We start from the raw sequence: 23,296 nt of genomic DNA on the forward strand, positions 1-23,296 counted from the left end.
CCGACGTGCTGTCAGCCTCGGGGGCGTTGGGCTCAACGGGAATACGCTGGAATTGGTCCAACCGGATCGTGTGGCTTCAACATCAGCGACTGCGATCATTCGGTTCTGACTTGGCGCAGCCCAGTTCGGCCGATTTGGGCCACCGGGCAAGGCATTGCATTTCAGAACGGCCACATCTGCCGCGTGGCACCGCGGAAATCATGGGCACATTCTGCTTTAGCCGGCCAAGATGGCAATGTACTATTTGCCAATAAGCTGGCCATGGTTGCAGGACTATTCTAGGCCAGACCAAACCGAAATGAAGCTGATGACCGATCGCGCCAGATTCCTGATCATTGACGACCATCCGCTGTTTCGCGAGGCGCTGCACAGCGCCGTCCAGATGGCCTATCCGGAGGTTGACACGGTGGAAGCGCGCTCGATTGCCGAGGCGCTCGAGCTTCTGACGGATGCCAAGCCGTTCGACCTGGCGCTGCTCGATCTCAGTATGCCCGACGTGCATGGGTTTGACGGGCTGCTGCAGCTCAGGACGCGTTATCCGCGCCTGCCGGTGGTCATTGTATCCGGCTATGAGGAACCGAAGATCATTTCCGAGGCGCTGTCCTATGGTGCGGCAGGCTTCATCCCGAAATCGGCGCGCAAGAGCGACCTTGCCGCGGCCATCCGCTCGGTGATGGAAGGCGCGATCTATGTCCCTGGGACCTATGAGGGCCGGCCGCCCGACGCCGACAGCACCGACCGCGCCGAGATGGTGCAGCGCCTGGCTACGCTGACGCCGCAGCAGCTCAAGGTGCTGCAGATGCTGCGCCAGGGCCTGCTCAACAAGCAGATCGCCTATGAGCTGCAGGTCGGCGAGACCACCGTCAAGGCGCATGTCTCCGAAATCCTGCGCAAGCTCAACGTCTACAGCCGCACACAGGCGGTGATCGAGGTCTCGAAGCTCGACAATGCTGAGCTGTTTCGGGACCAGGCGGGGTTTTGATCGCCCGGTCGCCTGCGAACAAAGATGGACACTTCACCCCTTCTGTTGTTCTAAATTTTCATCAAAAAAACTGCACCAAGATAGAATATTCCAGCTTTGTTATAGAAATGAATACTTCCTCCATCGTGCAGGCGAAGACCGCGGTCGGAATCGCTGTCAAACGTTTTATCGTAGTTGAATCCGACAGAGTTAATCATCAGATATTCTAGAACGTTACTCATTTGTAATAGTTTTTTGGAAATTATTTCGCTATCAAGCTTTGGAAGGCTGACCTCGCCCTTGCTCGTTTTCCAAGGATATAAGCCGTAGTACCCAACAGTTTTCAATTCGTTTGTTTCGTCTAGTCCGACCTCGAGGTCGTCGAAGCACATTATATTCTCCCCTTTCTCCCAAAAAGGGTCGGGACCAAGCGCCCGATTGATGGCTTCCGGCACTGACGTTTCATCAAGTTGGTACACAGCCTCTCCTCGAAGAATGCGCCAAAAGGGAGATGTATAGTGTTCAACTTTTTTCTTATTGCGGTTGGTCATTGTTTTGTTCGCCGCCATCTTCGCCACCACCTTCATTGCCTCCTTGTTCCCCCGCAGCGTCATTCTTGGCCTTGCCCGCGACGGCTTCAATGTCTGCAATCCAAGTCCGGTGACAGCGCACCATTTTTCTTCGTCACCTGCCTCATTTTCGTGGGTTCACGGCTTTGCCTATTTGCTCCGCAATCCGGTCAGCTGCGTTACCTGGTGCGGCAGACCAGGAACGATAATGCGGGCGAGGCGAACCATGCAGTCAATCTACGGACAACGACGGCCGGGCGAACAGTAAAAATGCACTGTCACCGTATTTGCTTCTATTAGATCCGAACGTTCACTCCTGGCGTCATTGCTTGTTCCAAATTCTCCAGCTTGTCGCTTCAAGAAACACGATTGACGTATTTCCTTACGAGGTGGCGCGTCGTCTGGTTGGCCGATCGGGACGATGACACTGATGACAAATACGGCTGCAATTCTTGTCGATCCTCGCTCGAAAGTGACGGCAGCCAAACCAGAGCCTTCTGAGCATTGAAAAACGCCGCCGCCACAATTTTCCAAAGAGGAAACTGCTGGCCGCTGCCTCTAATTAGCGATCGAGCGATGATATTGGACGCTCGCTCAAACGGTTCGTCTAAGAGGATGAAAAGGCGGAAAAAATCTCTCACCTCGCTGAGAGAGTAGGAGCCCTTGCTCGTCTCCAAGAGCCACAGACCATGATCGTATCGCAACTGGAATTCTTGCACTGCCTACATATCCTCAAAGTGAACAAGGACTAATGCGCGGAAATCCAATAACGAGCGTTCGTCGTGTTCATTGTATACATGGAACACCTGACCCTTGCGCAAGGCTAACGCCTCTGAGACGTCAAGCCAGCACATGCGCCAGCACGCCGCGCAGTCGCGCCGGCTTCAGCGGCTCATGTCGCAGAAAACCGCAGCCCCGTCATTCCCTGCGAATCATATATGTACTTGAATTTGTCAGAAACAATTATATGGAATCTCGTCCCAAAATTATCATTCAGGCGAAAAATGTCAAACTCGGTCGAGAAATCATCGACCAATCTTAGCTGATCAATGCGGTATATGTCTCCGTCCTCAAATGTTTCGAAAATAGATTTGGAAAAGTCGAACCCACTTATCTCCTCCATGGGTACATATATTTTCAAGTCGCCTCTGTCCGTCTTGGCCGTATAAAGGAGGTGCTTGCTTCTCGAAACAATCGGACCAAACGCCTCGAATATCTCGCGCTTTGCAAACAAGACGCCTGGATGAGAGCCTGGTACGAAATCCGGGATAGGTAGCAGCCGCTCGTCATCAAAGCGAAAAAGCAACTTACTTTTGTCGATAGGCCCGGCTTCCTCCATCTCGAGGAAAGCCTGGGATCCATTTGTATTTCCGTCGTCGACGAGAATACAGTAGTCTCGGGCGTTTTCTTCAATTCTCCAATACATCCTTGGCCTTTTCAAAATTTGGTTCTGCCTGGTGCAGTTCGCCCATGCCCTCACAAGGGATCAAGCCAGCAGATGCGCCAGCAGCGCCCTTAGTTGGGCCGGCTTCAGCGGCTTGCGCATCAGCTCGATGCCGGCGGCGCGGGCGGCGTTGGCGACTGTCTCCGAACCGTCGGCAGTGACGATCAGCGCCGGCACGGCGCGACCGAGATAATCACGGACCTCGGCGATTGTGGTGGTGCCGAGGTCGCCGGCGTCGAGATGCTGGTCGGCTATGACAATATCTGGCAACCAGTCGGTATCGCCAAGCAAGTCGAGCGCATCACCGGTCGAGGTGGCGGGGCGCACCAGGCATTGCCAGCGCTCGAGCAGGGAGGTCATCGCCTGCAGCACGTCGATGTCGTTCTCGACCAGCAGCACCCTTGTGCCGAACAGGCCGTAGCCGCGCGGCCGCTCCATGTCGATCGTGCTGGCGATTGGATCGGCCGTGTCGCCGATCCCGACCGGAACGTCGATATGGAAAATCGTGCCATGTCCGACCTTCGACGAAAACGTGACGGGATGGCCGAGTGCCGCGGCGATGCGGCGCACGATGGCTAGCCCCAACCCCAGCCCGCCGGCGGCAAGCCCGGCATCCGTCGGGATCACGCCGCGATGGAATTCCTCGAACACCGCCTCGCGCTGGTCGTCGGGGATGCCGCAGCCGGTATCGGCGACGTCGATGCGGATGGTGTCGCCGCGATGCCTGGTGCCGACCAACACGCCGCCCGAGCGGGTATAGCGCAGTGCATTGGACAGGATGTTCTGCAGGATGCGGCGCAGCAAGGTTCGGTCCGAACGAACGAGCGCATTGACCGGCCGGAACTTCAGCGTCAGCCCCTTCATCTCCGCGACTGGCTGAAAATCCGAGCGCAGAGACGAAAACAGCGTCTCCAGGCTGACATCGGTGATGTCGGGCTGCACGACGCCCGCATCGAGCTTGGAAATGTCGAGCAAGGTGCGGAGCAGGTCCTCCATCGTCTCCAGCGATCGCTCGACCTGGCGGACCAGGTTTCTGCCTTCGTCGCTGGTCTGTACTTCGGCAAGCGCCGAGACCGACAGATGCGCGGCGTTCAGCGGCTGCAGCACGTCATGGCTGGCGGCCGCCAGGAACCTGGTCTTGGACAGGTTCGCCAGCTCGGCGTTTTCCTTGGCCGCGTTCAGGTCGATGTTCGACTGCTCCAGCCGGCGCAAGGTCGAATGCAGCTCTTCGGTGCGGCTGCGCACCCGGCTCTCGAGCGAAATGGCGGTCTGGAACAGCGAAAAGGCATTGCCTTGCTGGTCCATGGAACGCTCGACGCGGCTGATCAGCGCGGCGTTTATTTTCTTCAGCCTTTCCAGGTCGTTGATGTTCCTGAGCGGCATCCCGGATTTCCTACTCCGCCGCTTCGGCCGCGTTGCGTTCACCAAAGGCGATGCCGGTGAAGGTCTGGTTCAGATGCATCGAACGGTACTGTTCGCCATAGGTGCCGAAGCCGAGGACGTTGTTGACCTTGTAGAGTTCCGAAATCTCGCGATAGACCTGCCGATTGCGCGCGTCGAGCCGGCGCAGCACGCAGTCGAAACCGAGGATCAGGTCGATGCCGCCAAGCCTTTCGCTGACGTCGCTGAGAGCGGCGCGGGTCGCCTCGACCATGTCCTTGGGCTGGGCGACGGCAAGCACGACACCATCGTCGATGGCGCAGAAGAACGACAGCGAGCCGTCCGCGTGCATCTTCTGGATTGAACGGCAGTAAAATTCGCCGCCGACTTTCACCACCACCGGGTGCGAGGCAAAACTCAGTGGCGTCAGCATCTGCGCGACGACGCCGACCGAGGCGGCATATTCCTCGGCGGCAATGGTGGCGTTGAATTCGCGCACGATGCGGTGGTCGGGATCGGATGCCGTCACCACCAGCTTCTCGTCGGTGGGAACGAAATTGTCGGTCTTGAACACGTGGAAAGGAATTTCCGTAGTGATCAGCACGATAATGGCGCTGTCGGAGGTCACTTTGCCGTTCGAGATCAGCCGCGTTGTCTCGAATTTCAAATCATCGCCAGCCGACCCGCCGATCAGTGGGATGTCGTCGAGCCCCCAATGAATGGCGGAGGTCACCGCTTCTTCGGCATAGGACAGCCCGTCGATCAAGCAGAGCGCGAAAGTGGTGTCGGCTCGCTCGTGCCCGAGGCGGTCGCGTAGCGAACGCCTCAGCGCCTCGACTTCGCCGGTAATCCCGTCCATGCCCGATGAGGACAGATTTTCGACCATGGTGCTGGCTGCCGAAAACGATACGGAGGGAAGCAGCATAGCCAGGATCTGGCCTTCCTCCAGCCCCCTGGGCGTTATCTCACCGGCCGTCGAGCAGCCGGCATAGTGGAGCGCCGGCGCGTGGGTCTTCAGCGCTTCCGAAAGGGCGACGGCCTCTATGAGACTCTGCGAGAAAAACAGGAGGGCAAACCCGGCGTCGATGGCCACTGCTTCCGCTGCCACCGCCCGGGCGAACGCATCCGCGTCGGATTCGTCGGTGGTGAGCACCGAAAGGCCGCATGCATAGCGCGTCCGTGACTTGGCCAGCGGCTTCCTCCTCCATTTCCTCCGACGCTTTTTTTGTGCGCGTCTGGCGCGCGGGCGTCGAGGTCATTGTTGTCTTGAAGCGACGCTTTGGCAATGAGCCAACATGATGGATCTGAAGTTTCTGCCGTTTGACGGTGTCAGCGCAGCCGCTCACGGACGGAAGGCCGCATCGCACCGCTATCGCGTTCGCTTCGTTACGCCGTTCCTGGCTTTGCGTGACAACTGGGTCATCCAGCGGGCAGTGGAAGCAAAGCGCAACATCACGACTGATGCTAAGTCCGTAAAAGAGGTGCGAAACTTCGTAGGAGTAGGTCTTCGCGAGTGACGAGCAGGAGATATTTGTCACACCGCCTCTCGTTCTCGAAAGTAGCGCGAGCGCTACCGAGGAAGGATCAGCCGAATCCGGCATCCTTCACCCTTCACTGACTGAAACACGCTTGAAAATCGGGCCTGTGTAGACTAAGTTGCATGGACTAAGTCATGAGGTCTGCAATGCACACCGTCAATATTCACGAGGCCAAGACGCATCTGTCTCGTCTTGTCGACAGGGCGGCCAAAGGCGAATCCTTCATTATCGCCAAATCCGGCAAGCCGATGGTCAAGGTCGTTGCCATAGACGCACCTGCGGCCGGCGAAATGCGTCGGGTGGGGTTTATGGCCGGGCAGTTTTCAGTTCCGGACGATTTTGATCGCATGGCCGATGACGAGATCGAAAAGCTGTTCGGCGGCGACACATGAAATTTCTCTCGATACCTATCTTCTGCTCTGGGCGGCGGGCGAGCCCCAAAAGCTCCCGCCGGCAGCCCTCGCTGAGATCGAGAATGCCGATAACCACTTGACGTTCAGCGCCGCAACTCCCGGGAGATTGCCATTAGACGCGGTCTGGGCCGCCTTGACTGTAAGGTCGATGCGTCTTTTACGTCGGCGTCTGATCGACAATGGCTATCATAAGCTGCCAATGACCGGCGAGCATGCCATTGCAGTGGAGGGGCTTCCACCTATCCACAAGGACCCCTTCGATCGGATGCTGATTGCTCAATCGATTGTGGAAGGCATTACTTTGCTGACTGTCGACGATCTGGTCGCGCAGTATCCTGCGCCGGTCCGTCGTCTGTGATCAAGGATCAAGCTGGACCCAAGCCCCTCGGTAGGGTAGTCAGCTATCGCTTCAGACCAGCCATGAAAGCCTTTACTCGAGCAGAGTCGACTTGGTTCCACCAGACGCCGTCGTGCTTCAGCGCGCTGGCGATGATGACCCCGTCGACAATGGCGAGGATATCCTTGGCGTTATCCGGGGTGACACCGCTGCCGACCAGCGTCGGCAGGCCGGCAGCCTGCTTGATCATACTTATGTAGCCCAAATCCGCGGCGTGGCCGGTACGCTGGCCGGTGGCTATGATGGCATCGGCATCGAAGAAGACCAGGTCCTTGACCAGTTCCTCCACCGGGCGGTCGGCAACGATGGCGTGTGCGCCGTGCTTGACATGGGCATCGGCGAAAATGCGAATGCCGTTGGCGCGCAGCCTGGCGCGGTAGCGCGCCGCGCGGCCAGACTCGCCTTCGACAAATCCCTCATTGGCGACATAGGCGTTCGCCCATTGATTGACGCGGACGAAACCGGCGCCGGCAGCGCTGGCGATCGCCAAGGCCGGGATTGCGGCATTGGCCAGCACATTAATGCCGATCGGCCTGCCGAGTTCGCGGCGGATGCGGTCGGAAACGACCGCCATATAGGCGGCCGTCTCCGGGCCGATATCATCAGGCTTGGCGAAGGGGATGTCGCCATGGTTCTCGACGATGACGCCGTCGCAGCCGCCGTCGAGATAGGCTTTGGCGTCGTCGAGCCCGCGCTGGTAGATCACTTCCACGGCCTCGCCGTCATAGCGCGGCGCGCCGGGCAGCGGCGCCAGGTGAACGACGCCGATCACCACCTTGGTGCGGCCGAAAAGGTCTAGCAGCGCGTCGCCGCCGGATTGGCCGATCTGGGTCATGAGAGCTCCATTTGATCGATGAGCGCCGCCATCTCGGAGGCGGAAGGACAGGACGCCAGCGTGCCCGGCCGTGTCACGGCGATTGCGGCGGCGGCTAGCGCCAGCTCCAGCGCCGAGATGACCGGCATGCCCCTGGCAAGCCCACCGGCCAGACAACCGCAGAACACATCGCCCGCGCCGCTGGTGTCGAGCGCTTCGACCTGCGGCGCCGGCAAGCGAAGCGGTTCCGTCCGGTCCGTGCTAAGCACGAGACAGCCTGCGGCACCGAGCGTGATGACGACGGCGCCTGCGCCTTTGGCCTCCAGCGCGCCGGCGGCTGCGGTCATGTCATCCCGGCCGGTCAGGGTTTTCGCCTCTGATTGGTTGACCACCAAAACCTCCGCCAGGCCGAGATCGGGCAGCGAGGACGTATCGATCGGGCTGGCGTTGAGAACGGTACGCGCACCGTTTCCCTTTGCCGCTCTGAGGCAGGCATCGGTCACGGCAGTCCGCAAATTTCCCTGGCAGACGAGGATGTCGCCGGGCGCGATCCAGCGGACAAGTGCTGTCTGCGTCACCGGATCGAAGGCTTCGCTGCAGGCGACGCCGCTGACGATGAAATTCTCTCCGCCTTTATCGACGACGATGGCCGAGCGGTCGCTCGGCAGCTCGAATTCGCTCACCTCAAGGTTTGACAGCTCGCTGTCGAGGCGGCCCCTGATCCACGCGCCAGCGGCGTCCTTGCCGAGCGCCGTCCAGAACGTCACCTCCGCACCGGTCCGTGCTGCTGCGACTGCCTGGTTAGCGCCCTTGCCGCCGAGCCCGTCGGCATAACTCATGGCATTCAAGGTCTCGCCGGCGGCAGGGAAGCGACCAACGCGAAACACGGTATCGACGCAGGCATTGCCGACGACGTGGACATGCATGGCTCAGTTCTCACCGGTCGCCCAGCCAAGCATCTGTTCGAACAGGGTCTTGTAGCCTGGCCAGGCGATGAATTGCGGCGGCAGCCAATGCGGCCCGACATCGGATGTCCAGGCCACGGTGCGGCCCTTGCCGTAATGGCCGGTGACAAGCAGCGGCAGCGAGTCATAATCCGACGACACGCTGGCCAGGACCTCGGCCCCGGCCTTGAGCGTCACCTCATTAAAACCGAGCAGGATCGGCCAGTCCGAGCCGAGGCCCATGAGGATGGGATGGCTCGACCCTGGTTTCGGCACGGGCGCAAAACCTTCGGGAACCTCGACGCGGTCGTCGTAGGCCAAGCAATTCACCGGCAGCACGTCCTCGACCGGGGTCTTGCGGTAGCGCGCGCCGCCATTGATGCCCTGGAAGCTGTAGTAGCCGCCGAACATCAATAGACCGCCGCCGTCGCTGACGTAATCGCGCAGCAGGCGCAGGCGGTTCGGCGTCGGCTTGGAGTGGACCCAGGTGTCGGGATGCAGCAGCAGCGTGTTGGCGCCGATGTCGGAGAGCACGACCGCGTCATAGGCCGACAGCGCCTCCATCGTCTGCGGAAAGCCGCGCTGCGCCTCATGCGCCGGCATGAAGGTGACGTCGAAGTCGGTCGCCTTCAGCGCGCCCAGCAACTCGTCCGCGCCGGTGTGGTAGGTGACGGTCGGAAACTGATCGAAACCCTTGATATGGGTCGCGGTCGAAACCCAGGATTCGCCGGCAAGCAGGATTTTCTTCGTGGACATTTGAACTCCCGTCGTAACTCGAGGCCATTCAGAGCCGCGCGAATACGCTTTTCGGATTGGCGATCAGCATGCGGTCGATAGCAGCCTGCTCGACGCCGTGGCGTTTCAGGCGCGGTATGAAATGCTTGAGGATATAGCCATAGCCGAAGCCGCCGAAGCGCGTCAGCATGATCTTGAGGAATACATCCTGCGACAACAGCAGGCGGTCGCCGAAGCCCGCCTCGACAAGGGCAGCGATGGCGCGTGCATTCTCCTCGTCGGAGGGCGATTGCGCGTCCTGATCGGCGTAATAATAGTCCATGCCGATCATGTCGTATTCGAGGAACGCGCCGCGCCGGGCGAGGCTTTTCTGGTAATCGGGATCGTCGTGGCTCGGGTTCATGTGGCAGAGCACGGTGTGACGAAGATCGGCGCCTTCGGCCTCGACGATATCGAGCACCTCATGCGCCAGCCGCTCCCAGCCAGGCAGATGGATCGACAGCGGCACGCCGGTGATGCGCGAGGCGCGTGCAGAAGCGCGCAGCGACTTGCGTTCCTCGGCGGTGAAATCCTTGCTGACGCCGATCTCGCCGATCAGCCCGGCCATGATCGCCGGCTGCGTCTCGCCGCCGCCGACATCGTTGACAATGAATTCGGTCACCGCTTCCACATCCATCGCCTTCAGCCATTCGGGATGGGTGTGCTCGAGATAGAAGCCGGTGCCCATGACGATCTTCAGGCCGGACATGCGGCTGATGCGGGCGAGCTTTTCGGGGTCGCGGCCGATGCCGATATTGGTGGCGTCGACGACGGTGTGGCCGCCGAGTGCGCGATAGCGCTGCAGCTCCGACAGCGCTAGGTCGGCGTCGTCGAGCGAGACGTTGTCGCGGTTGACGTAAGGGTTCATGCGCAACTCGCCGACGATCTCGATGTTCACCGGCTGCTCGGCGATCGCCATCTCATCGGGATGGCAGGGGCACTTCCAGCTGCGCGCGCCGTCGAGCAAGATGTGCTCGTGCATCAGCGTGATGCCCATCTCCTCGACCGGAACCGGGCCGAGCACGGTCATCACATGACCGGTTTCGACCCCGATTGGGAGCCGCTGCCTGGGCACCGCGTCATCGAACAGATCGCTCATCGGCTCAACGGCTCCGCACGGCGCCGCGGAACAGGCGGAAGTTCAGCCAGATGGCGATCAGGATGATCGTTCCGGTGACAATCGGCGTCAGGAAAGGCGACAGATGCGCCAGGATCAGGCCGTTGCCGATGACGGCCACGGTCAGTGCGCCGAGCACCGTGCCGATGATCGTTCCGCGGCCGCCGAACAGGCTGGTACCGCCGAGCACGACGGCGGCGATGACTTCCAGCTCGAAACCCTGTCCGGCATTCGAAGATCCCGATCCAAGCCGGGCAGCAATGATGATCCCGGCGAGGGCTGCCGCGGTGGCGGAAATCACATAGACGAAGAGCGTCGTCTGCCGCGTGTTGACGCCGGCACGCCGCACCGCCTCGGCGTTGGCGCCGATACCCGTGACATAGCGGCCGAATGGCGTCTCGTTGAAGGCGAGATAGGCGATGGCCAGAATCGCCAGCGCGATCAGCGCCGGCACCGGCACGCCAAGGAACCACGCGCGTCCCAGCACGGTGAAAGCGCTTCCGGGCTCGATCGGGATGGAATAGCCGCCGGTGATCAGCAGCGCCACGCCACGGATCACCGAAAGCCCGGCAAGCGTGACGATGAAGGACGGGATGCCCTCATAGGCGACGAAATAGCCCTGCACCGCGCCGAGCAGGGCACCGAGCGCCAGCATGGCGAGGATGGCGACTGGCCAGGGCAGGCCGAACTGCAAGAGCGTCGCCGACAGCGTCGCCACCAGCGCCAGCACCGAGCCGACGGAAAGATCGATGCCGCCAGTGGTGATGACGAAAGTCATTGCCGCGGCGACGATCAGCAGCGGCGCCGACTGCCGCAGGATGTTCAACAGATTGGGCGATGTCAAAAACGCGTCGGTCGCAACCGAGAAGATGATGCAGACGACCAAAAAGAACAGCGCGATCGAGACGACACTGCCATTGGCGATCAGCACATCGCGCCAGGTGCCCTTGTGCACCCGTGGGGGCTGGGCGGCATGGATCGCGTCGCTCATGCCGGCGCCCCACCGCGATAGCCATTGTTGGCGGAACGCGCACTGAACTTGCGGCCGACGATCAGATTGACCACGTCTTCGATATTGGTCTCGCCGATCAGCCGCTCGGCGACATTGCGCCCTTCATACATGACCTGGATGCGATCGCAGACGAGGAACAGATCCTGCAGCCGATGGGTGATCAAAATAACGCTGACACCGCGCGCACTGACCGCCCGGATCAGTTCGAGCACCGCCTCGACTTCGGCCACGGCAAGCGCTGCCGTCGGCTCGTCCATGATCAGCACGGCCGGCTCGAACGAGGCGGCGCGGCCGATCGCGATCGACTGGCGCTGCCCGCCGGAGAGGTTTTCGACCTTGAGCCGCGTGTCGGCAATGACGATGCCGAGCCGATCGAGCATCTGGCGCGTCTCGTCATGCATGCGCTTCTTGTCGAGAAAGGAAATACCGGCGATGCGGCGGCGCGGCTCGCGGCCGAGAAACAGATTGCCGGCGACATCGACCGTGTCGCAAAGCGACAGGTCCTGGTAGACCATCTCGACGCGCGCCGCACGTGCGTCCGCCGGCGAGCTGAAGATCACCGGCTTGCCGTCGATCTCGATGGTGCCCGCGTCGGGAACCACAGCCCCCGACAGCACCTTGCTCAATGTCGACTTGCCGGCGCCATTGTCGCCGACGAGCCCCAGCACCTCGCCCGGCTTCAACGTCAGCGACACGTCATCGAGCGTCTGGATGGCGTTGTAGCGCTTTGAGATGCCGCTCATCCGCACCCGATAGGTCTGGCAACTGCTCATCTGGGATTCCACGCGATTGCAAGGGATCCGCGGCGCAGCCTCAGGCGGCGCCGCGGGTCGGCCGCCGACGCAGTTTACTTGAACATCGCGCGGTATTGATCGACATTCTTCTTGGTCACGATCGTCACCGGGATATTGATGATCGGATCGATTTTCTCGCCCTTCTTGACCTTGCCCAGCGCTTCGACCGCGGCCTTGCCTTCGCCGGCCGGATCCTGCTGCACGACCGCCACCACCCAGCCGTCGTCGATGCCCTGAACGGCCTGCTTGGTCAGATCCCAGCCGAACACCTTGACGTCGCCGGTGCGGCCCTGGCTGGTCACGGCCGAAACTGCGCCGAGCAAGGCCGGCTCGCCGGTCGCATAGAGCGAGTTCATGTCCGGATTGGCGGTCATCAGGTTTTCCGAAGCGCTCAACGCGGTCTCCTGAACGTTCTGGCCGTCGACCGTGTCGAGGAAGGTGACGGCCTGGCCGCTTTCGGTCACCGCCTTCTTGAAGCCGTCGAGCCGCTGGTTCTGGATGAATGAGTTGAGTGCGCCGACGATACCGATCTTGGCCTTGCCGCCCATCTCCGTCTTCACATAGTCGGCGTAGAATTTGCCGATGTCCTCGCCGGCCTTGGTGTTGTCGACGCCGATGAATGAAATATTGTCGCCGTCGGGGATCTGCGCGTCGATGGCTATGACGGGAATGCCCGCTGCCTTGGCCGCGGTGATCGCAGGCTTGACGCCGTTGACGTCGATGGCGACCAGAATGATGCCGTCGACTTTCTGCGTGATGTAGTTCTCGATCGCGTCGTTCTGCGCGCTCGGCACATTGTTGGCGTTGAAAATGACCAGCTTGGCGCCGGCGGCGTCGGCTGCCTTTTGCGCGCCCTCGTTGATCTGGTTGAAGAACAGGGCTTGCTGGTTGATGTTGACGAGAGCGAACGTATCGGCAAGCGCCGATCCCATGGCTGCCGAGCCCATGGCAATGGCGGCGGCACAGCCGGCGAGAAGTTTGAACAGACGCATTTCGGTTCCCCTTGCTTGCGGACCAGAGCTCGGCTGGTCCCGTTGGTGCTACAGGCACGAGGCAAACATTCAAGAGACTTGAATATTTGTCAATCCAAATGAACGCAGAGCGTTGCTCAGAAAGTCGCCGGCGTGTTGACCCAGAAAATGCTGGCGCGTTCCTCGCCGATGTTGCGGTAATGATGCGGCAGCTCCGACCTGAACACGAAGGCATCACCCGTGGCGAGAGCATGGCTCTTGCCGTCGACGATCAACTCGATCCGGCCGGCGAGCACATAGCCGACTTCCTCGCCGGCGTGCTGGATCGGGCCTTCGCTCGAGCCCTCTGCCTCAATGTGATGGATGTTGCACTGTAAGAGGTGGCCAGGCGAATACGGAATGATGCGTTCGAGCGAAATTCCTTCGCCACGCCGTAGCGCGTCGAGCGCAATCAAAGGCCTTGCGCCCGACCGGAATACGATCGCCTCGTCGTCATCGACTTGTTCGAACATCCAGCCGATGTTGGTATCGAGAACCTCGACCAGACGGTGAAGCATGGGCAGGGACGGCGAAGCCTTGCCGTTCTCGATCTTGGACAGCAGGCTTTCCGAGCAATTCGCAGCCGCGGCCAGCGTCCTCAGCGTCATGCCGCGTGTCTGGCGGGCGAGGCGCAGCCGAGTTCCAAGTCTCGCGGCATTTACGGTGGCGTCCATTTCTGACTCTGGCCGCCGTCGATCGATTTTGTTCATCTGTTCGCCAACCATCCAAGGGTCAAGGGCAACTATCGCGCGAGCAAAAGACCTCGGCCGACGATTTGCAAGTGCTGATGCGTCAAATTCGAGACTGCAGCCGCAGCTACCGGATCCGGCGAATGCTGCTCCCGTATGGACCGTGCTGATGATCCCGCGCCAGTCATCCCTGTCGTTTGGCTGCCCATTGGGGCCGAAACCGTCACCGCGTTGCGTCATCTGGCGAGTGGACCGGGAACGACAATGCGGGCAAGGCGGGCCACGCAGCCAATCTACACAACCACGGCCGTGCCGACACGATAAAATCTGGACTGTGACCGAATTTGCAGAGCGCGCCCAGAAGTCACCCGCGGCATCGCCCTATGGGGTAACGCCCAGGGTGTCGCAGGCTCTCGGTGGCCGCGACGTATTCAATGAAATCCCTGGGGCAGTCGCGCACCGCCTGAGCTTTGACAATTTGAAGAAAGTCCAACAGAATTAATGGGCCAGCATCTTGCGGATGTGAGTTGCGGAAGCGACGCGCGGTTAATGTTTTAGAAGTATAGACACATCGACACGAGGTGCGAAGAAGCAACGCCAATACAGCTGGTTGGTTACAACATATTTATTTTCGCAGATATGGTATTGGCCGTCCGGGGATTCCTGTACACGGTCCCGTGGGATGATGAAATTATGCGGCAAATAGGTGTACCCACCGTCTCCCCTGGACCGCACCGAAGACCGAGGTACGGCGCGGCAATCTGAACCGCCGCAGCACTTGAATTTGGTCTGTGGGTCAATCTTGTCCTCGTACCAATCATGGGCGTTAGCGGCTGTTGCGGCGGCGATACACATTGCCGTGAAGATGAGCCTTCGCATGGCATCCCTCAAGTATCTGGCAGGCGCTGCTCGTTGGGGTTCCATGTATATTAGCGTTCCATTGAAAATACCATTGGCTTCCGAACGACTTAACGCAGCTCCAGCAAGCGACGGTCGCAACGGAAGACCGTATTGGGCCACGTCAGGACGACACTTGTGCCGGACAAAGGTCTGCTCGTGTCGCTCCGGGTTTGAAAGCCGACCGTCTGCTCTGCGCCTCAACGCAGCCGTTGAGGTCAGATTTGCCAGATTTGGAAGCGAACATAGCGGGCAACCACACTGGGAGTCGCGGTTGCGCCAGCAACGGATGTCGCGGTCCCCAACTGTCGCACTTCCGAACGGCTGCCTACGCTATTCGAGCCCCGCCCGTCGCAAGCCCTCGATATACCTAGCGCGGTCTTCAACCCGGATCATTGGATAATATTTCTCAACCCAGGCGAGGCTGACGTCCGGCTGCAAGCGCCTGCATTCGGCGAGGCCTTGCTGGGCTAACTCCAGATCGCCCGCGAGGCCCGCGGCGGCGGTGAGCGTGCGCCAAGCGGTGCCGAAATTCGACCGCAATTGGACGGCTCGGCGTTCCGCGGTTGCGGCTTCGATGTACCGGCCGGCCACAAAATGACAAAGCCCTTCGATCGAAAGATTGGCGGCCTGGGTGTGATCGCGCGGGCTCAGTCGTGTTGCGATCTCAAGCTGACGGTGACCTTCCTCCGCTAACCCGGCATAGCCGTAGGCGCAGCCAAGGATCATCCGCGCAAAGGCGAAATTCGGATTGCGCTGCAGCGCTTCGTTCAACTCCTCGACGGCAGGCCCAAATCGTCGCGAAAACACATAGACGTACCCAGCCGCGATATGGGCCCAGGGGTCGTCGGGATCGAGGTCGATCGCACGTTGGGCGAGAACGAGACCATCGGAGATGCCTCTCTCAAAATCCATGTTGCCGAGGACGACGCGGGTGGCGAAAGCCCACGCTAGAAGGCTCCGTGCGCGCGCATAACTCGGATCGAGCTTAATCGCCCGATTCAGAAGATTGACCCCATCGTCTTCGTTCTGGGCAACCCAGGTCCAGATATGGGGCATTGCCCGAACGACGCAGCCCCAGGCATCGAGGCTTTCGGGCGGCTTGCTTTGGAGACGAAGGCCTTCGGCAGCATAAAGCTGCGGCTCGATAGCTGCAACGACGCTTGCCGTAATCTCATCCTGCACTGAAAAGATGTCAGCGATGGGACGATCGTAGCGCTCTGCCCAGATGTGATTGCTGCTGGTCGCGTCGATGAGCTGCCCAGTCACCCGCAGCCGCTCGCCTGCTTTGCGGACGCTGCCTTCGAGTACATACCGGACGCCTAGCTCGCGCGCGACCTGCCGGATGTTCGGCACTTTGCCTTTGTAGGCGAAGGTCGAATTTCGGGCGATGACAAAGAAGCCCCGGAGCTTTGACAAGCCGGTTATTATGTCTTCGGCTATTCCGTCGCCGAAATATTCCTGCTCCGGATCACCGCTCATATTCTGAAATGGCAGGACCGCGATCGACGGCTTATCGGGCGACGTCGGATGCGCAGCCGCGCCAAATGGGGCGGGTTGCTCGACCAGCAGCCGAAAGGCGCGGACTGGACGTGCGATGTTCTTGAGCGCCTGTTCACCCATATCTACGAAGGTGAGGTCGATTTTTCCGGCGGCATCCTCCTGCACGCGTGCTGACACGCAAATCCCACCCGGCTCGGCAATGCCTTCCAGCCGCGCGGCGATGTTCACGCCCTCACCGAAAATGTCGCCGTCCTGCTCTACGATGTCGCCCACGTTGATGCCAATTCGGAAACCTATGCGCCGATCCTCGGCCACGCCGGAGTTCCGTTTGGCCATGTCGGTCTGCACTTCGACCGCACATCGTACTGCGTCGATGACGCTCGCAAACTCCACCAGCAGCCCGTCACCGATGTTTTTGACAATTCGGCCGCGGTTGCGGATGATGCTCGGATCGACGACGTCACGGCGGTGCGCGGTCAGTCGGGCCAGCGTCCCCTCTTCGTCGATCCCCATGAGGCGGCTGTAGCCGGCCACGTCGGCGACGAGGATCGCCGAAAGCCTTCGTTCGATCCGATCCATTGCTAAGGCCTTCAACCGCGCTCGAATTGGTCTGATCATACGCCGACACGACGTTCTCCGCGAGTGCTACACGGCGGGCTGCGGGAATGTCTGGAATGGGTCACGTGACGACAACCCTCGCACCGTCCTTAAGGTCCGCTATTTTAGATCGAGACGCGAAGCTGACGATCTACGTTCGGCCCAAGGCTGCCCAGGTTGCCCAGACGGCAATGCGCCAATTGGAAACCTTAATCTCCCATCCTTCGAATGGCAGCAAAGCGCCTAATTCGCGACGTTCAGATTGCGATCGGCCGGGCCTGAAAGCTGCCCTGCGCTGCGGGCCGTCGGGCAATACAACATAGAGACGTTAGCGAAGCTATGGACCCATAAGTCCCACCGGGCCAAGCGTCAGCTCAGATGAGCTTGATCTTGACCTCAATGTTGCCGCGTGTCGCTTTCGAGTATGCACAAATCTTATGTGCTTCGCCGACCAGGGCTTTGGCGGCATTGCACTCCACACCGGACAGCCTGACGTTGAGCCGAGTGCTGAGAAAGTAGCCGTCGTCCCCGAAGTTCAGATCGACCGAGGCATCGATGCTCACTCCCGACGGCAGCGCGATTTTTCGGTCGTGGGCTACAGTTGCGATCGCGCTTGCGAAGCTGGCCGACCAGCCGGCCGCGATGAGTTGCTCAGGGTTGGTGCCGATGCGCGCCGATCCGGGCATCGAAAGCCAGATGTCCAGAAGGCCGTCGGAACTGCGCGAGGCGCCATTTTCGCGGCCGCCCGTGGTTGCGGTCCTAGCCGTGTAAACAACTCTTGCGATCCGACTCATGGGCAATTTTTTGGTAGTTGCGGTACCTGCCGCAGGGATGGCGCTGCGAACGCAATCACGCGTCGACCTCGACAACGGCATCGGCAAAGGCCTGCGTTGCTTCCTGGGGCAGATTGTGCCCGATGCCGCCCGTGACGACCCGGTGCGCATATTTGCCGGGGAACATCTTGGCATAGGCGCTGGCGTCCGGATGTGGAGCGCCATTAGCGTCGCCCTCGAGCGTGATCGTAGGCACGCTGATGACCGGTGCCTGTGCGAGGCGCTCCTCGAACGCGTCGTATTGCTGCTCGCCGGCGGCGAGTCCGAGCCGCCAGCGATAATTGTGGACCACAATGGCCACGTGATCGGGATTGTCGAAGGCCGCGGCGCTGCGCTCGAATGTGGCATCGTCGAAATTCCACTGCGGCGACGCGAGTTGCCAGATCAGCCTGGCGAAATCTCGTGTGTATTTCTCGTAGCCAGCGCGGCCGCGATCGGTGGCGAAGTAATATTGATACCACCATTGCAGCTCGGTCTTGGGTGGCAGCGGCAGCTTGCCGGCTTGCTGGTTGCCGATGAGGTAGCCGCTCACCGAGACCATCGCCTTGCAGCGTTCAGGCCATAGTGCGGCAATGATGTTCGCGGTGCGGGCGCCCCAGTCGCAGCCGCCAATCGTCGCCTTTTCAATGCCCAGTGCGTCCATCAGGGCGACAATGTCGGCGGCGATAGCAGACTGCTGACCATTGCGCATCGTATCTTCCGACAGGAACCGCGTCGTGCCGTATCCGCGCAGGTAAGGCACGATCACGCGGCGGCCTTTCGCTGCCAGCAGAGGAGCGACATCGGCATAGGTGTGGATGTCATACGGCCAGCCATGTAGCAGGATGACGGGCGGGCCGTCGGTCCGTCCAAGTTCCGCATAGCCGACGCTCAGCGCGCCGGCCTCGATCCGCTTCAAGGGCCCAAAGGACGCCGCAGGCTCTCCAGTCGTCTGTTGCGCTTGTGCCGGGCCGATCAGGCCGAACTGAGTGGCGGCGACAGCCATCGCGGCGGCGCCAAAGAACCGACGGCGATCTTGGTCAATCTCATCCGGGATATTGAGCGAATGCATTTGGGAACCTCTATCCTTGCGCGGGCGATCAGCCGAACGTGAATGCAAAGGCCTCCACGCCTGAGTCGAGAAACTCGATCTCGAACTGGCGATCGACGATGGGTTTCGATTGTCGGATCAGTTGGTACAGGCGCTGCTCTGTCACTGCGCCTTCGCCCATTTCATTAACGTCGATGCCGTGAGCCGTGCCTGGCGGCTGCCCGTCGATCAGCACGCGAAATCTCACGGACGTTCCCGGCGCTGCCGGACCCATGACCAGATGAAGGTCGCGCGCGTAAAAACGGTACGCGATGCGGCCATCGGACTTGTCCAGTACGGCGGTTTCTTTCCTTACCGTCCAACTGCCGGACAGCCCCCACTCATTCAGGCGTAGTCGCGCCGGCACGTTGTAGATGTGCGGCGCGTCCAAGACCGCTTCACCGCTGGAGGCAAAATTCTGAGTGCGTTCGTAGCCGAGATAATTTTCTGGAGACTTGAGGGTCTCCCAATCGGCCGCGGCTTCGATACCGCGGGCATCCACCGACACAAGCTCACGGTCGAATCCGCTGGCGCCAGCCTCAGTCAGCAATTCCTGGATGACCATTTCCGACTGTTGGTATGAGCCCTCGCCAAAGTGGTGATACCGGACGCGTCCCCGCGAATCGACGACATAGAGTGCCGGCCAATACTGGTTGCTGAAGGCCCGCCAAATGAGATGGTCGTTGTCGACAGCGATCGGATAATCGATCCGCAGGTCTTTCGCCGCCCGGTGCACGTTGTTCAGGTCTTTTTCGAATGCGAACTCCGGCGCGTGGATTCCGATCACCACCAAACCATGCTTCCGGTATTTCTCGTCCCAAGCCTTAACGTAGGGAAGCGTGCGCAGCCAGTTGATGCAGGTGTAGGTCCAGAAATCGATGAGGACGACCTTGCCATGCAAAGCCGACGCCGTCAGCGGCGGTGAATTTATCCACTCGTGCGCCGCTTCGAGCGAAGCAAGCTCCGATTTTTCCTCAAGCCGGTAGGCAGAGAGTTCGTGAAGAAACGGAACCCGCATTGGTCTGGAGATTATGGACTGCGCCATATTCGTGCCCTCTAGAAAACCGGCAATCGGAGCCCCAATTGCCATTGCGAGCGCGACGGCGAACAGCAGCTTGGTTACTTTCATCAACGACGCCTTTTGGTTCGATCGATGTCGTCGCGCGAACGGTTCGAATGCGCACTGCGAGCCCAACCCTTCACAGCGGAAGCTCGTTGCCAGCCTGCTCAGCCACCATGTATTCCGCGTACCAGTCCGGCCAGTTCTCATCGCGCCGACCGCCGTTGCGCTTCTCGTGCTCGCCGTGGGCCTCCGAGGCGCGTCGCAGCGCGGAAGCAAGATCCGCCCCGGAAGCGTAGGTCGTGGTGCCGGAGTCGATGCGACCGGGAAAGCGGGTGGTGATTTCCTGAAGCAACCATTCGTTGCCGTCCGGATCTTTGAACGTAGCGAATGAAGAGTAGCTCCGTCGCTCGGGATCGCGGCCTTTCACCGTTGGCTTACCGGGGCCTTCGCGATGAAACGCCTCGCTGACCTCGACGCCGCGGCCGATAAGCTCGGCGCGAGCCGATTCAATGTCCGAAACGACAAGATAAAGTCCGCTTGCAGAGCCGGGCGCGACCGTCGTGATCCCGGTGCCGAAGTGTATCGAGGCGGGCGAGCCGGGAGGTGTGAACTGTATCCCGCGGAACGTGTCTCCAACGATAAAGTCAGCGTCGAGTCTCCAGCCCAGGCCTTCGTAGAATTGCTTAGAGCGCTCTACATTCGAGACGGGAATGACAACAACTTCGAGCTTCATGTCGAGGGATCGCGGCCGTTGTGTCTCAACTGCGGTCTTGCTGAGGGTCCTAGTGATGTCCATATCTACCTCCTGCGTTAAGTTGCGTGAGAAGCTCGTCTCGCGTGCGGCTCGGGACAGAAGCCCGCTCCGCTCGTTTCAGATACATTGTCGGAGCGGCCAGAACTCCATCATTAAGGCGTAGGACGTATTGACACCCTGGCACCACGCAGAGTGTGTCGAATGCCGCGTGTTCTAGCCAGGTAGGCGCCGGCGACGCCGTCCGTTCATTCGAAGTACTCATGGCGGGAGCGGTTGGCCGGCGTGCTCCGCCGCTATGTACTCGGCGTACCAGTCCGGCCAGTTCTCATCACGCTGGCCGCCTGCCCGTTGCTCGTGCTCGCCATGAGCCACAGATGCACGCCGAAGCGCGGCTGCGAGCTCGGCCGACGAGACAAAGGTGGCGCCGCCAGCGTCGACGCGGCCTGGCGCTCGCGCAGTGACCTCCTGCAAGAGCCAGTTGTTTCCGGCCGGATCGCTGAAGGAAGCCCACGAGGAGTAGCTGCGTCTTTCCGGATCGGGCCCTCTGACGCGCCCTTTTTCACCGGCATAATGGTACACTTCGCTTACGTCGACCCCACGATCGGCGAGTTCGGCGCGTGCTGCCTCGATGTCGGCCACGACGAGTTCACCAGCGGTTTCGAGGATGTCGAGCTCGATACGAGCATAAGGACCCGGTGCAACGCCTGAGCCGAAGACAACCGAACACTGGGAGCCAGGAGGCGTAAACTGGACGATATGAAATTCGTCGCCCATGAGGTCGGCGTCCAGCCGCCAACCCAAGCCTGCATAGAACAGCTTGGCGCGGTCTACATCGGAAACTGGAATGACTACGACCTCCAGCTTCATATCGTGGGATCTCGGTTTTTGCGTCTCGCCTGCGGTGTTGCTGCGGGTAGTGGCAATCGTCATGTCTGCCTCCTCCGTTGAGTTTGATGGAAATGCTTCTTGTGCCCTCCGGTCAGCTCAGTTTCTTTGCCGCAGCGACCTGAAGGCAGCGCGCAACTCGGTGGAGAAGAGCTCCGGCTGCTCCCACGCGGCGAAGTGGCCGCCTTTGTCGACCTCATGGAAGTAGATCAGGTTGGGATAGGCGCGCCGGGCCCACGTCTCGGGGGCCTGATAGCCTTCCCCCGGAAAGACCGTGATGGCGACCGGCAGCGAGACTTCGTTGGTCTTTTCCGGGTCGGCAAAAACGGGACTGCGCCCGCCGCCGTACTCCCAGTAAATTCGCCCGGACGAGGTGGCGGTGTTCGTCAACCAGTACAGAGTTATGTCGTCCAGCACCTCGTCCGGCGACTTTTCAGGGTCGCTATCGTCGTAGGTCCAGCCTGAAAAGCCCGGATGCCCGAGCATCCACGCTGCGAGCCCCGCAGGGGAGTCATTGATGGCATAGCCTATCGTCTGCGGTCGGGTGCCCATCATCGTGGCGTAGGATCTGTTCCCCATCTTGGCGGACGCGCTGAGCGCGTCGAATGCCGTGCGCTCCTTACCCGTCAGGCCTGCCGGCACTGGTCCGCCGGTGGCGAGCACAGCAGCTATCTCAGGTGGTACGACAGCCGGCAGGTTAACATGGATGCCAAGAAGTCCTGCAGGGGCCAGGCGGCCCATCGCATTCGAAACGGGGGAGCCCCAGTCGCCGCCTTGGGCGACGTATTCTGTGTAGCCCAGGCGCTTCATCAGCTCTGCCCAGGCTCGCGCAATGCGCTCGGTATCCCAGCCGGTCTCAGTCGGCTTGCCGGAGAAGCCGAAACCCGGCAACGACGGCAGTACGAGGTCGAACGCGTCCTCAGGGCTGCCGCCATGCGCGGTGGGATCGGTGAGCGGGCCGACCGTTTTGAGCAATTCCAGCACCGAACCAGGCCAGCCATGCGTCATGATCAGCGGCAGGGCATGGGGATGTTTCGAGCGAACGTGGATGAAGTAAATGTCCACGCCGTCGATCGTGGTCATGAACTGAGGCAGGGAATTCAGCTTCGCTTCCGCTGTCCGCCAGTCGTAGGCCGTGCCCCAATACTCGACGAGCGGCCTGATCCTCGCCAGCTGAATGCCCTGCGATTGGCCACCGACGGTCTCCCGGTCGGGCCACCGTGTTTCTGCAATACGACCGCGAAGATCGTCGAGCGCCGTTTGCGCAACCTGAATTTTGAAGGGCCGGATCGAGCGATCCTCGACCGAATTTGCGAAGGCGGGCGCGGAGAGGGTGCAAAGCCCCAACGCCAGCGCAGCCGCCATTTGGTGGAAACTCATGGCTGCACCTTCTTGTCCCGAGTGTGGAACGTCATTGTTTGTTTGGTGAAGACATTGCCTTCGGGGTCCACCACCTCGATTAGGACCTTGTGCTGGCCGCCGGGCATGCCCACCAAGATGATGGTGTTGCTCTGACCGTAATCCGCCCACGCCCAAGGCAGGTCGTCGACGGTGACGTGCAGATGCCCGAGACGCGGAGACACGTTACTTGGGGCCGATCCACCCACAGGCAGGATGCGCAGATTCTCCACCCGGTACGGGATGAACACGACGCCGCCGGCCAACGGACCCGGAAGCGGCGGCTCCACGATCAGCTTGGGTGCGGGTTCGTTGTCGATGGGAACGACCGTGCTCTGGGCAAACGAGCCCGTGGCGAGCACGGTGCAAGCCGCGAGTGCGGCGAGCGTCTTAATGAGGGGGTTCATTGCAGTCGCTCCCTTCGGAGGTTTCGCTACGCAG

At 60.7% G+C, this 23,296-nt stretch carries 25 protein-coding genes; 4 read left to right on the forward strand and 21 right to left on the reverse strand.

From position 1 onward, the window contains the following. Window positions 1-298 precede the first annotated feature (298 nt). The gene (locus tag AC0L2Y_RS21530) at window positions 299-982 is read left to right on the forward strand and encodes a response regulator transcription factor (protein WP_352492980.1); all 684 of its coding nucleotides are present in this window, start codon (window positions 299-301) and stop codon (window positions 980-982) included. 50 nt (window positions 983-1,032) lie between these two features. On the opposite strand, the gene AC0L2Y_RS21535 is transcribed toward AC0L2Y_RS21530, so the two are convergent. The 5 genes from AC0L2Y_RS21535 to AC0L2Y_RS21555 form a co-directional block, all read right to left on the reverse strand. Next, entirely contained in the window at window positions 1,033-1,548 is a 516-nt protein-coding gene (locus tag AC0L2Y_RS21535; protein ID WP_473559292.1) for a hypothetical protein, read from the reverse strand. A gap of 338 nt (window positions 1,549-1,886) precedes the next feature. After that, entirely contained in the window at window positions 1,887-2,249 is a 363-nt protein-coding gene (locus AC0L2Y_RS21540) for a hypothetical protein (protein WP_473559294.1), read from the reverse strand. A 173-nt stretch (window positions 2,250-2,422) separates the two neighbouring features. Further along, entirely contained in the window at window positions 2,423-2,956 is a 534-nt protein-coding gene (locus AC0L2Y_RS21545; protein ID WP_473559295.1) for a hypothetical protein, read from the reverse strand. 60 nt (window positions 2,957-3,016) lie between these two features. Next, window positions 3,017-4,357, reverse strand: coding sequence for an ATP-binding response regulator (locus AC0L2Y_RS21550; RefSeq protein ID WP_352567128.1), 1,341 nt, complete (start codon window positions 4,355-4,357; stop codon window positions 3,017-3,019). Window positions 4,358-4,367: 10 nt separating this feature from the next. Then, window positions 4,368-5,507 carry an FIST signal transduction protein gene (locus tag AC0L2Y_RS21555; protein WP_352492982.1) on the reverse strand — a complete coding sequence of 380 codons (1,140 nt, stop codon included), beginning with the start codon at window positions 5,505-5,507 and terminating at the stop codon, window positions 4,368-4,370. Between the two features lie 142 nt (window positions 5,508-5,649). Between AC0L2Y_RS21555 and AC0L2Y_RS21560 the strand changes: the two genes are divergently transcribed. The 3 genes from AC0L2Y_RS21560 (at window position 5,650) to AC0L2Y_RS21570 (ending at window position 6,663) form a co-directional block, all read left to right on the forward strand. Continuing rightward, window positions 5,650-5,871: a hypothetical protein gene (locus tag AC0L2Y_RS21560; RefSeq protein WP_473559297.1), complete on the forward strand. Its 222-nt coding sequence runs from the start codon at window positions 5,650-5,652 to the stop codon at window positions 5,869-5,871. 167 nt (window positions 5,872-6,038) lie between these two features. After that, window positions 6,039-6,284, forward strand: coding sequence for a type II toxin-antitoxin system Phd/YefM family antitoxin (locus tag AC0L2Y_RS21565; RefSeq protein ID WP_473559299.1), 246 nt, complete (start codon window positions 6,039-6,041; stop codon window positions 6,282-6,284). Beyond that, complete coding sequence (locus tag AC0L2Y_RS21570; RefSeq protein WP_473559301.1) at window positions 6,247-6,663, forward strand: type II toxin-antitoxin system VapC family toxin; 417 nt, start codon at window positions 6,247-6,249, stop codon at window positions 6,661-6,663. The genes AC0L2Y_RS21565 and AC0L2Y_RS21570 overlap by 38 nt, the downstream gene beginning before the upstream one ends. A 43-nt stretch (window positions 6,664-6,706) precedes the next feature. On the opposite strand, the gene AC0L2Y_RS21575 is transcribed toward AC0L2Y_RS21570, so the two are convergent. From AC0L2Y_RS21575 to AC0L2Y_RS21650, 16 genes are all read right to left on the reverse strand, one after another. Then, window positions 6,707-7,537 (reverse strand): BtpA/SgcQ family protein, encoded by an 831-nt coding sequence (locus AC0L2Y_RS21575; protein WP_473559303.1) that lies wholly within the window; start codon window positions 7,535-7,537, stop codon window positions 6,707-6,709. After that, window positions 7,534-8,442: a ribokinase gene (locus tag AC0L2Y_RS21580; RefSeq protein ID WP_473559305.1), complete on the reverse strand. Its 909-nt coding sequence runs from the start codon at window positions 8,440-8,442 to the stop codon at window positions 7,534-7,536. The genes AC0L2Y_RS21575 and AC0L2Y_RS21580 overlap by 4 nt, the downstream gene beginning before the upstream one ends. A 3-nt stretch (window positions 8,443-8,445) precedes the next feature. Then, a complete protein-coding gene (locus tag AC0L2Y_RS21585; protein ID WP_473559306.1) occupies window positions 8,446-9,216 on the reverse strand; it encodes a glutamine amidotransferase in 771 nt (256 codons plus the stop codon). 28 nt (window positions 9,217-9,244) lie between these two features. Beyond that, the gene (locus AC0L2Y_RS21590) at window positions 9,245-10,333 is read right to left on the reverse strand and encodes a phosphotriesterase family protein (RefSeq protein WP_473559308.1); all 1,089 of its coding nucleotides are present in this window, start codon (window positions 10,331-10,333) and stop codon (window positions 9,245-9,247) included. A gap of 4 nt (window positions 10,334-10,337) precedes the next feature. Further along, window positions 10,338-11,342: an ABC transporter permease gene (locus tag AC0L2Y_RS21595; protein WP_473559310.1), complete on the reverse strand. Its 1,005-nt coding sequence runs from the start codon at window positions 11,340-11,342 to the stop codon at window positions 10,338-10,340. Beyond that, on the reverse strand, window positions 11,339-12,136 hold the full coding sequence (locus AC0L2Y_RS21600; protein WP_473559311.1) for an ATP-binding cassette domain-containing protein: 798 nt from the start codon (window positions 12,134-12,136) through the stop codon (window positions 11,339-11,341). The genes AC0L2Y_RS21595 and AC0L2Y_RS21600 overlap by 4 nt, the downstream gene beginning before the upstream one ends. A gap of 74 nt (window positions 12,137-12,210) precedes the next feature. After that, window positions 12,211-13,149, reverse strand: a complete 939-nt coding sequence (locus AC0L2Y_RS21605; protein ID WP_473559313.1) for an ABC transporter substrate-binding protein — start codon at window positions 13,147-13,149, stop codon at window positions 12,211-12,213. Window positions 13,150-13,265: 116 nt separating this feature from the next. Next, window positions 13,266-13,877, reverse strand: coding sequence for a cupin domain-containing protein (locus AC0L2Y_RS21610; protein ID WP_473559315.1), 612 nt, complete (start codon window positions 13,875-13,877; stop codon window positions 13,266-13,268). 1,209 nt (window positions 13,878-15,086) lie between these two features. Next, window positions 15,087-16,835, reverse strand: coding sequence for an adenylate/guanylate cyclase domain-containing protein (locus tag AC0L2Y_RS21615; RefSeq protein ID WP_473559317.1), 1,749 nt, complete (start codon window positions 16,833-16,835; stop codon window positions 15,087-15,089). Window positions 16,836-17,227: 392 nt separating this feature from the next. Further along, window positions 17,228-17,647 (reverse strand): Ohr family peroxiredoxin, encoded by a 420-nt coding sequence (locus AC0L2Y_RS21620; protein WP_473559383.1) that lies wholly within the window; start codon window positions 17,645-17,647, stop codon window positions 17,228-17,230. 55 nt (window positions 17,648-17,702) lie between these two features. Continuing rightward, window positions 17,703-18,737 carry an alpha/beta fold hydrolase gene (locus AC0L2Y_RS21625; protein ID WP_473559319.1) on the reverse strand — a complete coding sequence of 345 codons (1,035 nt, stop codon included), beginning with the start codon at window positions 18,735-18,737 and terminating at the stop codon, window positions 17,703-17,705. 28 nt (window positions 18,738-18,765) lie between these two features. Next, the gene (locus tag AC0L2Y_RS21630) at window positions 18,766-19,884 is read right to left on the reverse strand and encodes a redoxin family protein (protein WP_473559321.1); all 1,119 of its coding nucleotides are present in this window, start codon (window positions 19,882-19,884) and stop codon (window positions 18,766-18,768) included. A gap of 70 nt (window positions 19,885-19,954) precedes the next feature. Beyond that, a complete protein-coding gene (locus AC0L2Y_RS21635) occupies window positions 19,955-20,614 on the reverse strand; it encodes a VOC family protein (protein ID WP_473559323.1) in 660 nt (219 codons plus the stop codon). 216 nt (window positions 20,615-20,830) lie between these two features. Next, a complete protein-coding gene (locus AC0L2Y_RS21640; protein ID WP_473559325.1) occupies window positions 20,831-21,502 on the reverse strand; it encodes a VOC family protein in 672 nt (223 codons plus the stop codon). Between the two features lie 54 nt (window positions 21,503-21,556). Next, window positions 21,557-22,837: an epoxide hydrolase family protein gene (locus AC0L2Y_RS21645; protein WP_473559326.1), complete on the reverse strand. Its 1,281-nt coding sequence runs from the start codon at window positions 22,835-22,837 to the stop codon at window positions 21,557-21,559. Beyond that, a complete protein-coding gene (locus tag AC0L2Y_RS21650) occupies window positions 22,834-23,262 on the reverse strand; it encodes a DUF6130 family protein (protein ID WP_473559328.1) in 429 nt (142 codons plus the stop codon). The genes AC0L2Y_RS21645 and AC0L2Y_RS21650 overlap by 4 nt, the downstream gene beginning before the upstream one ends. Window positions 23,263-23,296 lie beyond the last annotated feature (34 nt).

It is taken from the genome of Mesorhizobium sp. WSM4830, assembly GCF_055811495.1.

Coding starts and splice junctions, on each gene's coding strand:
- AC0L2Y_RS21530 (WP_352492980.1), top strand. CDS start 299: ATGAAGCTGATGACCGATCGCGCCAGATTCCTGATCATTGACGACCAT.
- AC0L2Y_RS21535 (WP_473559292.1), bottom strand. CDS start 1,548: ATGAAGGTGGTGGCGAAGATGGCGGCGAACAAAACAATGACCAACCGC.
- AC0L2Y_RS21545 (WP_473559295.1), bottom strand. CDS start 2,956: ATGTATTGGAGAATTGAAGAAAACGCCCGAGACTACTGTATTCTCGTC.
- AC0L2Y_RS21550 (WP_352567128.1), bottom strand. CDS start 4,357: ATGCCGCTCAGGAACATCAACGACCTGGAAAGGCTGAAGAAAATAAAC.
- AC0L2Y_RS21560 (WP_473559297.1), top strand. CDS start 5,650: ATGATGGATCTGAAGTTTCTGCCGTTTGACGGTGTCAGCGCAGCCGCT.
- AC0L2Y_RS21565 (WP_473559299.1), top strand. CDS start 6,039: ATGCACACCGTCAATATTCACGAGGCCAAGACGCATCTGTCTCGTCTT.
- AC0L2Y_RS21570 (WP_473559301.1), top strand. CDS start 6,247: ATGACGAGATCGAAAAGCTGTTCGGCGGCGACACATGAAATTTCTCTC.
- AC0L2Y_RS21575 (WP_473559303.1), bottom strand. CDS start 7,537: ATGACCCAGATCGGCCAATCCGGCGGCGACGCGCTGCTAGACCTTTTC.
- AC0L2Y_RS21580 (WP_473559305.1), bottom strand. CDS start 8,442: ATGCATGTCCACGTCGTCGGCAATGCCTGCGTCGATACCGTGTTTCGC.
- AC0L2Y_RS21585 (WP_473559306.1), bottom strand. CDS start 9,216: ATGTCCACGAAGAAAATCCTGCTTGCCGGCGAATCCTGGGTTTCGACC.
- AC0L2Y_RS21590 (WP_473559308.1), bottom strand. CDS start 10,333: ATGAGCGATCTGTTCGATGACGCGGTGCCCAGGCAGCGGCTCCCAATC.
- AC0L2Y_RS21595 (WP_473559310.1), bottom strand. CDS start 11,342: ATGAGCGACGCGATCCATGCCGCCCAGCCCCCACGGGTGCACAAGGGC.
- AC0L2Y_RS21600 (WP_473559311.1), bottom strand. CDS start 12,136: ATGAGCAGTTGCCAGACCTATCGGGTGCGGATGAGCGGCATCTCAAAG.
- AC0L2Y_RS21605 (WP_473559313.1), bottom strand. CDS start 13,149: ATGCGTCTGTTCAAACTTCTCGCCGGCTGTGCCGCCGCCATTGCCATG.
- AC0L2Y_RS21610 (WP_473559315.1), bottom strand. CDS start 13,877: ATGAACAAAATCGATCGACGGCGGCCAGAGTCAGAAATGGACGCCACC.
- AC0L2Y_RS21615 (WP_473559317.1), bottom strand. CDS start 16,835: ATGGATCGGATCGAACGAAGGCTTTCGGCGATCCTCGTCGCCGACGTG.
- AC0L2Y_RS21620 (WP_473559383.1), bottom strand. CDS start 17,647: ATGAGTCGGATCGCAAGAGTTGTTTACACGGCTAGGACCGCAACCACG.
- AC0L2Y_RS21625 (WP_473559319.1), bottom strand. CDS start 18,737: ATGCATTCGCTCAATATCCCGGATGAGATTGACCAAGATCGCCGTCGG.
- AC0L2Y_RS21630 (WP_473559321.1), bottom strand. CDS start 19,884: ATGAAAGTAACCAAGCTGCTGTTCGCCGTCGCGCTCGCAATGGCAATT.
- AC0L2Y_RS21635 (WP_473559323.1), bottom strand. CDS start 20,614: ATGGACATCACTAGGACCCTCAGCAAGACCGCAGTTGAGACACAACGG.
- AC0L2Y_RS21640 (WP_473559325.1), bottom strand. CDS start 21,502: ATGACGATTGCCACTACCCGCAGCAACACCGCAGGCGAGACGCAAAAA.
- AC0L2Y_RS21645 (WP_473559326.1), bottom strand. CDS start 22,837: ATGAGTTTCCACCAAATGGCGGCTGCGCTGGCGTTGGGGCTTTGCACC.
- AC0L2Y_RS21650 (WP_473559328.1), bottom strand. CDS start 23,262: ATGAACCCCCTCATTAAGACGCTCGCCGCACTCGCGGCTTGCACCGTG.